Source organism: Gloeomargarita sp. (assembly GCF_053491055.1).
Map to the genome: position 1 here is coordinate 1 of NZ_JBRCEP010000061.1, position 7,749 is coordinate 7,749.

Consider the following 7,749-nt stretch of genomic DNA (forward strand, 5'->3'; position numbering starts at 1 on the left):
GACGATGCTCGCGATGCCATCAACAGTCAACACCGATTTCCCATCTCCCATCAGCGCCGTTCATTGCATGACTCAGGTGAACCTATGGCAAGGCGACGAACCCCCAGATACAGCAATCCCAAATGATGACGCCACAAGTACTTAGAAAAATCATTTTCCAGGACATCTCCTGTGTGATTATTGTTTCTATCGCCAATAGGTTTGCTATGGCGTTGAGGTGGCCAAAACCAATGCACCCCCCTAGACTCAAACCCTACCGCTATCTGCCCATTTGTGAATGCGGGGAACCTTTAATTCCAATTCCGGCGGATCGCCTGTGCTTGATCGATCCCCATCCCTACGCCCGTTTGGGCGCACCCTATGCGGCACATTCCCCTTTCTCTCTGCGTTACAGTGTTGTGCAGAAATTATTACAAGCGCAGGACTATTTACAGCAGCTTCACCCTGGGTGGCGGTTGCAGATTTGGGATGCCTATCGTCCGAATGTGGTGCAAGCCTTTATGGTGCACCACACCTACCGCGCCTTGGCCGCCACCCAGCCGGAGGCCGACCCAGCCACGTTACTTGCTCAGGTCTATCAAATTTGGGCGGTTCCCAGTGATGATCCGGCCACCCCACCGCCCCATAGCACGGGAGCCGCGGTGGATGTCACGCTGCTGGATGCAGGGGGGCAGCCGGTGGACATGGGTGCGCCGCTGGATGAGGTGTCGCCCCGTTCCTGGCCGGATTATTACCCGCCGGAAAGTCCGTATGGCCGCCATCGCCGTTTACTGCATGAGGTCATGCGGCAGGCCGGTTTTGTCCGTCATCCACAGGAATGGTGGCATTTCTCTTGGGGGGATCAGCTATGGGCATGGGTCACGGGGGCACCGGCAGCACTCTATGGACGAGTCGAGGAATAAAACAGTTCCCAACCTCCCCCCACCCCCCAACTTCTACCTACGGGCCTGACGGGGCTCGAACCCGCAACTTCCGCCGTGACAGGGCGGTGCTCTAACCAATTGAACTACAGGCCCTGGTTTGTGACGTTTTTTTATTATGCCAGAAGTGCTACCTTTTGGGGCCAGGTTCTATGATGGATGATTATGGAGTTTCAGCACCTTAGCCAACTGCTGGCCCACCACTGGGGGGTCTGGGTTTGCCAACGCACCCGCTTTTACCTAGACGGCACCCCTGCCCAGCACGGCAAAGCGCAACTGGAAATTACGGGCCTACCGGCGACCTCTGCCCTGCCCTTGGGGTGGATGTTGACCTGGAGTGAACAGCAGCGTCCCGTGCACCGCACCATCGTGACCTTTGACCCGGATTCCCACCAGTTTTGGCAGGACACGGGCGACGGTCGGCCCCAAACCGGGCATTACACTTGGGCGCCGGAGGGCGTGTTGGAATTGCACCTGTGTCTGCCCTCTGGCCAGAGCATTGCAGAGCGCCTGTGGTTTGCCGGTCCCAATTTGCGCCTGCGGACGGTGTTGGTGCAGGGCGCCGCCGGGCTGGAATCCGCCGCGTTTTACTCCGACATTCGCCGCCTTAGCCTTTGACCCGGAGCCAGAGCCACGCTCCCCCCGCCACCAGGACATTCAGCCCCGGCAACAGGGAACTATACAACGCCCAGCGTTCCCACCGCCGCCCCCAACACCACCAACTCAAGACAACGGCCAAGGTCAAACTGACCGGCAGGGTCAACACCGCTCCGGCCCACAACCGCTCTGCCAGGGTGGTCACCTCCGCCAGCCCTACCGTCCCCTGCCGCAAGGCCGGGAGCACCACCCCCAGCAATAGCCCCAGCCACACCACCGTCATGGCCAGCAAATAGAGCCGCAACCCCTGCATTTAGTCGGTGTCCCCCACCGCCGTCAAGGTCGCCACCCGCTCCGGCAACGCCGTCTGCCCATCCCGACACAGGTGAATACCCCGCCAGCCCACCGCCCGCGCTCCCAGCACATCCGCCTCCCAACTGTCCCCAATATGCCAAATCGGCGGTGCCGGTTGCCCCAGCGCCTGCCATGCCGCCCGAAAAATCGCCGCCTGCGGTTTGGCCGCGCCCACCCGACTGGAAATGGTCACCGTCTGCACCCAGGGGCGTAACCCCAACGCCTGCAACACCGCGTACAAGCGGCTGTCGAAATTAGAAATCACCCCCACCGGAATCCCCTGGTCGCGCCAGCGCACTAAAGCAGGCAGCACATCCGGGTACAGTTCCCAGGCCGCCGCCGTCGCAAAGTAGTCGTACACCAGGGGAAAAAAAGCCGCGAAATCGCCAATCTGCGCCAGTCCCCCCGCCAGGGCAAAGGTTTGCTCCGTCAGCCGATACCAATAGGCATACTCCGCCGCTGGCAGTTCTGCCGCCGCCAACCCCGGAAACGCCAGGGGAGGAGACGCAGCAAAGCAGCGGACAAACGCCTTTTGTAATGCTTCGGGCGGTACATCGGCCCCTACGGCGCGGGCACATTCGCTGTAGATGGCCCCCACCGAACCCCGCACCCCAAACAAGGTCCCCACCGCATCCACAAAAATCGCCCCTGGTCGTCCCATCAGGATTCCCGCACCGGTTGCACCTGCGCCAGCGTCCGCAATTTCTGATACTGGGGTTCGGTCACCGTCGCCGGGAGCAAAGGCAGAGGCGAACGGGGCACCACCCGCGGCAAAGGACTGCCTGGCCGCTCCTGGGGCGACCGGATCACCAACCGTTCAAAATCCCCTGGGTAATGGGGATGGGGTCGGCCTTGTCGCTTCCACAGACGCAACACCTGCGCCACCGAAACACTTTTGTAACGGGCTTGGTACAGGGTTTCCACCACCGCCGGACGCACCCATTCCGCCGGGTATTCCTCCGCCCACGCCTGAGCAATCAACGTCGCCTGCGTTTCATCCGGTTCATAGCGGTAGCGCACCAGCAGGGGCACCACTTCCGCCACCACACGCGCCTGGGGAGATACAGGAGGAAGCATAAACCAAAGCAGGACAACGCCTCAAGACAACATAGCCCAGTGACGGCACCTTACCACGAGAAACTCAAAATGTCCACCACTCGGCCCTGTTCACATCCTAAAAAGAAGCGCAGGCATTGCCCAGTGATCCCCTTTGCACGTGTAAAACAGGGCGTTTGGGGGAAGAAAAATTTATCCCTTGGGGATGCGCGTAGCTTGGCAATCGAGGTACCCCCCCACCGACTACCTAATGTTTTATAAATCCGGCCATCTCTGCCATGCAAAAATCAAAAAAATTAGATGTGCTATTTGCCCGCAAGGGATAGGCCCACAGACATCAACTTGAGCCCAGGCATGATTCAGGGAAATGCCATTCCTAACGGGTCACAGCCCTAGATAAAATGCTATCCTGACAAGCGAGGAGTGATTGTCCGGCAACGATGCAACAGTTAGCTGGCATCCCACGGCCAGAATCCCTGCGGTCAGCGCCGGTGAATCTCAATCACTGGTACGCCGTGGCCTTGAGTAGTGAATTGCGGGATAAACCCTTAGCGATGCAAATTTGGCATCAGGATATTGTGCTTTTTCGCAATCAGGATGGGCAGGTACACGCTTTAGAAAATCGCTGTCCTCATCGCTTCGTCAAGCTGAGCAGTGGTTATGTGCAAGGCAACGAAATTGTCTGCATTTATCACGGCTGGAAATTTGACGGCACCGGGCGTTGTACCGCAATTCCCTATTTACAGCCACAGCAAAAATTGCCCCCCTGTCGTATTCGCAGTTACCCGGTGCAGGAACGGCATGGGTTTATTTGGCTATTCCCCGGCGATCCCGCGCAGGCGCCGGCGCAGGAACCTTTAGCCATTCCCGAATGGGAGCATTTGAACTACATCGTGAGTGTAGCGCCGTTCACTTTTCGGGCGCATTTTTCCTTTTTGGTTGAGAACCTTATGGATATGTATCACGGCCATTTGCACCGGCATTTTCAACCCTGGGGCCAGGCCAGGTTGCAACAAAAACAGGTGGGTTCCGATTGGGTGGCAGCGGAATATCAGGCAGAATGTTATTTCCAAGTCAACCGGCCTTGGTCGGTGATTCAGCTTTTTATGCCCTGGTTGCGGCGGGGCTTTCCCACCTCTTTGACCGTGCGTTATGAGTACCCCCATTGGCATTCCTGTTTGGGTCCTGATTTTCGTCTCTATTGCCTGATTGCGCCGGTGCATGCAACCCAAACCCGGGCCTATTTAGTACATACGGTTTCCTTGGGAGCATTTCGGAATTTACACCGCCTGCCTGTTGGGTTTCGCCGCTGGGTGAAAAACCGCTGTTTTAACGCCGCCAAAGGCTTTCTCCAGGGTCTCATTCGCGAAGATGTGCAGATGATGGAGCAGGAACAGCAAGCCTATCTGGCGCAACCGCAGCGGCGCGGTGTGGAGGTCAACCCCGTCATCGGCGCCGTCCAAAAACTCATCTGGCGCCAAGCGCAGCTTTACAACACCAAGGATTGAGTTTCGGTTTCGATGAGCTTGGCGAGGTCTTGCAAAAAGGCCGCCGCCTGAGCGCCATAAATCACCCGATGGTCACAGGTGAGGGTCACCCGCATCCGCCGCCGCACGGCAATACAGCCATCGGGCAGCGCCACCACCTCCGGCTGCGCCGCACCCACGGCAAGAATGGCGCCCTGATTGGGTGGCAAAATGGCATCAAATTCCTCGACCCCAAACATCCCCAAATTCGACAGGGTAAAGGTACCGCTGTTGTACTCCTGGGGTTGCAATTGTTTGGCCTTGGCGCGTTTGACCAAATCCTGCCAGGTGCGGGAGAGGCTGTAAATATCTTGCTGGTGGGGGTTGACCAATACCGGCGTGACCAGCCCACCATCCTCCATTGCCACCGCCACCGCCACGTGAATTCCCTCCGGCTGCACAATCCCCTGGTCGCTGTAGCGACTGTTGAGCAGGGGATGTTTGGTCAGGGTCAGGGCAATGGCTTTGGCCAGTAAGGCGGTCATCGTCACCCCCTTGCCCTTGATTTGTTGGTATAGGGCGTCCAGGGCCTGGGTGGTGATGGCATAAGTCACCCGAAAGACCGGCACGGCCAGACTGGCGACCATGTTGCGCACCACCGCCTGTTGCAGGGTGCTCAGGGGCGTAATTGTGCCTGCAGCGGCAATTGCTGGTGCCGGAAGTGCTTCAGGAACTGCCGGTGGGGATGGCGAAGTGACTGCGGCAGGCGCAACCGTGGTAGGACGGGACTGGGGCGCCACCGCCTGCAGGACATCGTCTGCCGTGATGCGTCCGTAGGGGCCGCTGCCCTTGATCTGCCGCAAATCCAATTGGTAGGTTTGCGCCAATTTTTTCGCTCTGGGGGAAGCCATCACCCGCCCATTGGTGGTTGGGGTGGCCGTTGCCGGTTGGGCTGCTGGCTGCGCCGGTGGATTGGCCGTCTGGGTATTTGGTTGGCGTTGGGCAAGGTATTGCTGGGGATTTTGTTGCACCTGCTGCAGCTCCTCCAGCGTCTCGGCAATCAGGGCAATGGGTTGTCCCGTCGGCGCCCGTTCTCCTGCTGGCACCAAAATCGCAGCCAGATACCCGTCATGGAAACACTCTGCCTCCATATCCGACTTATCCGATTCCACCACCACAATGTGCTCGTGCGCCTTGACAAAATCGCCCACCTGTTTCAACCAAGCCACCACCTTCCCTTCCGTCATGGTGGAACTCATCACGGGCATCTCAAACGGGTGAATCATAACAGCATCCGACGGTGAACCATCCCGATCATACCCGTTTCCGGGGCGCAGGTAGCGATGCAGCGATTATGATAGGAGCAGACCCCTCTTTGTCAGGACAACCGTCATGACCGCCCCCTGGGTAACCGAAGCGCAGACCTACCTACAAAAGCAAGAATACGGGCATTTGAGCGAATTAACCCAGCAAATTTTAACCCAGGAACCGGATAATTCTACGGCTTATGCCTACGCCATTATTGCGTTTCTGGCCCAAGAAGATGTGCATGCGGCTCAGGAAGTTTGGTTCCAAGCCATGCTGAATTTAAGCGAACCAGCCTGCCAAGAAATTGTGCAACTTTTGGAGCAAACGGCCACCCAATACCACGAGAATACGACCTTTGCCTGTTGGTTGCGGCAGTGGATTTGGGAAGTCGCGCCAGAAAATCTGGAGAATTTACTCCTGTTTGCCGAACTGCTGGCGACCAATCACAACTTTACCCGCTTACAGGAACTAGAACTGGCTCAAGTCCTGTGCCAAGCCCCCCCCGACCAGATTAACCGAGTAACGCTCAAAAATACCTTGCACACCATTTTCAATGAAATCAAAGAAGATACTCTTCAACCTTGGCACAAAGAATTATTGGATTTAGGGGTTGCGTTAATTGATGATTTCCCGAATGTCATTTTTCTGAGTGCGCTGATTCAGGACCATGAAAAAACTAATTCCCGTCTCAGTCAGCGTCTGCTGGAGTGGTGTATTGCCCAGGAACCTCACAACTGCGACTACCACTATTTTCTGGTGGAACTTTTTTACCGTTTGAGGGAATATCGCACCGGCTTGGATTTAGCACGTCAACTCCTGGAATTAGCGCAAAAATACGGGACGCCCCTGCATCAATTGGATGCTATTGAAAAATTACTCCAGGGATTAATTCACATTCGCGGAAAAAACCAACAGGAATATCAGGAAGTCGGTCAGCGCTATCTCCAAACTCTGGCCGAGTTGGTGGAGCAGGATACGGACTACATTGGTTCCATGCTTGAAAAGACGATACGCGCGCCCTTTAACGTGCCTTTTTTACTCCCCTATCTGCGGGATGACCTGGCCAATAATCAGTACCTGAAACAGAAATTTATTGGTCACATTGCCACTTGCATGCAAAAGAAGCATGGGGTATTTCAACACCAGCCCCGCGAGCGGGAAAAACTCCGAATTGGCTTTCTTTCCCATACCCTGCGACGCCATTCGGTGGGATGGTTGATGCGCTGGTATCTCCGCTACATGAACCGCCAGAAATTTGACGTTTATATGTACACTATAGCGAATCAGCCAGATCAGTTTGCGCACCAGTTTTTACTCCCCGAATGCCAGAGTTGCGTCTATCACCGCGACCCGAAAGTGATGGCAGCTCACATCTATAAAGATGAGATTGATATTTTGATTGATTTAGACAGTGTGACGTTGAATGCAATTGGCGTGGTACTGGCGCGAAAACCGGCACCGATACTGGTTAGCTGGCTGGGTTGGGATGCCATGGAAATTCCCACGATGGACTATTTTGTCGTTGATCCCTATGTGTTGCCAGATGATGCACAGCAGTATTATCGGGAAACGCTGTGGCGCTTGCCCCATGCCTATATTGGGGTGGATGGCTTTGAAATTGGCGTGCCCACGCTGCGGCGCGAACATTTGGGGATTCCCAGCGATGCGATTGTTTTCTACAGTGCGCAGTCGAGCTACAAACGCCATCATGAGACTGCCCGTTTGCAATTAGAAATTCTCCAGCATGTTCCCCAGAGTTATCTGCTCCTCAAAGGGTTAGGCGACCAACAGGGCATCCAGGAATTTTTCCAGGATTTGGCACAGGAAATGGGTGTGAATCCCGACCGTTTGAAATTTTTGGAACGGGATGCGAGTGAATATGTCCACCGGGCCAATATGGGGATTGCCGATGTGATTCTCGATACCTATCCCTACAACGGGGCGACCACGACGCTAGAAGCGCTGTGGGTGGGAATCCCTTTGGTGACGCGCGTGGGACAACAATATGCCGCCCGCAATAGCTATAGTTTTTTGGTCAATTGTGGGAT

The 7,749-nt window shown here is 56.1% G+C and carries 8 protein-coding genes and 1 tRNA gene; 4 read left to right on the top strand and 5 right to left on the bottom strand.

What is annotated here, in order from left to right:
• Window positions 1–230: 230 nt before the first annotated feature.
• A complete protein-coding gene (locus ACWISF_RS06765) occupies window positions 231–902 on the top strand; it encodes a M15 family metallopeptidase (protein WP_448380826.1) in 672 nt (223 codons plus the stop codon).
• A 40-nt stretch (window positions 903–942) separates the two neighbouring features.
• Here ACWISF_RS06765 and ACWISF_RS06770 read toward each other — a convergent pair.
• Window positions 943–1,016: transfer RNA gene (locus ACWISF_RS06770), tRNA-Asp, on the bottom strand.
• A 69-nt stretch (window positions 1,017–1,085) separates the two neighbouring features.
• Between ACWISF_RS06770 and ACWISF_RS06775 the strand changes: the two genes are divergently transcribed.
• Complete coding sequence (locus tag ACWISF_RS06775) at window positions 1,086–1,538, top strand: phycobiliprotein lyase (protein ID WP_448380827.1); 453 nt, start codon at window positions 1,086–1,088, stop codon at window positions 1,536–1,538.
• On the opposite strand, the gene ACWISF_RS06780 is transcribed toward ACWISF_RS06775, so the two are convergent.
• The 3 genes from ACWISF_RS06780 to ACWISF_RS06790 are packed head-to-tail and all read right to left on the bottom strand — an operon-like array spanning window position 1,528 to window position 2,948.
• Window positions 1,528–1,830 carry a hypothetical protein gene (locus ACWISF_RS06780; RefSeq protein WP_448380828.1) on the bottom strand — a complete coding sequence of 101 codons (303 nt, stop codon included), beginning with the start codon at window positions 1,828–1,830 and terminating at the stop codon, window positions 1,528–1,530. The genes ACWISF_RS06775 and ACWISF_RS06780 overlap by 11 nt on opposite strands.
• Window positions 1,831–2,532: an HAD-IA family hydrolase gene (locus ACWISF_RS06785; protein ID WP_448380829.1), complete on the bottom strand. Its 702-nt coding sequence runs from the start codon at window positions 2,530–2,532 to the stop codon at window positions 1,831–1,833.
• Window positions 2,532–2,948: a hypothetical protein gene (locus ACWISF_RS06790; protein WP_448380830.1), complete on the bottom strand. Its 417-nt coding sequence runs from the start codon at window positions 2,946–2,948 to the stop codon at window positions 2,532–2,534. Before ACWISF_RS06790 ends, ACWISF_RS06785 begins: the two co-directional genes overlap by 1 nt.
• Window positions 2,949–3,367: 419 nt before the next feature.
• Here ACWISF_RS06790 and ACWISF_RS06795 point away from each other — a divergent pair, with 419 nt between their 5' ends.
• Window positions 3,368–4,435: an aromatic ring-hydroxylating dioxygenase subunit alpha gene (locus tag ACWISF_RS06795; RefSeq protein WP_448380831.1), complete on the top strand. Its 1,068-nt coding sequence runs from the start codon at window positions 3,368–3,370 to the stop codon at window positions 4,433–4,435.
• On the opposite strand, the gene ACWISF_RS06800 is transcribed toward ACWISF_RS06795, so the two are convergent.
• The gene (locus ACWISF_RS06800) at window positions 4,417–5,679 is read right to left on the bottom strand and encodes a dihydrolipoamide acetyltransferase family protein (protein ID WP_448380832.1); all 1,263 of its coding nucleotides are present in this window, start codon (window positions 5,677–5,679) and stop codon (window positions 4,417–4,419) included. The two genes, ACWISF_RS06795 and ACWISF_RS06800, sit on opposite strands and share 19 nt — an antisense overlap.
• Before the next feature lie 106 nt (window positions 5,680–5,785).
• On the opposite strand from ACWISF_RS06800, the gene ACWISF_RS06805 reads away from it, so the two are divergent.
• Window positions 5,786–7,749, top strand: a 1,964-nt coding sequence (locus ACWISF_RS06805) for an O-linked N-acetylglucosamine transferase, SPINDLY family protein (protein ID WP_448380833.1), incomplete at its 3' end; no start/stop codon positions are given.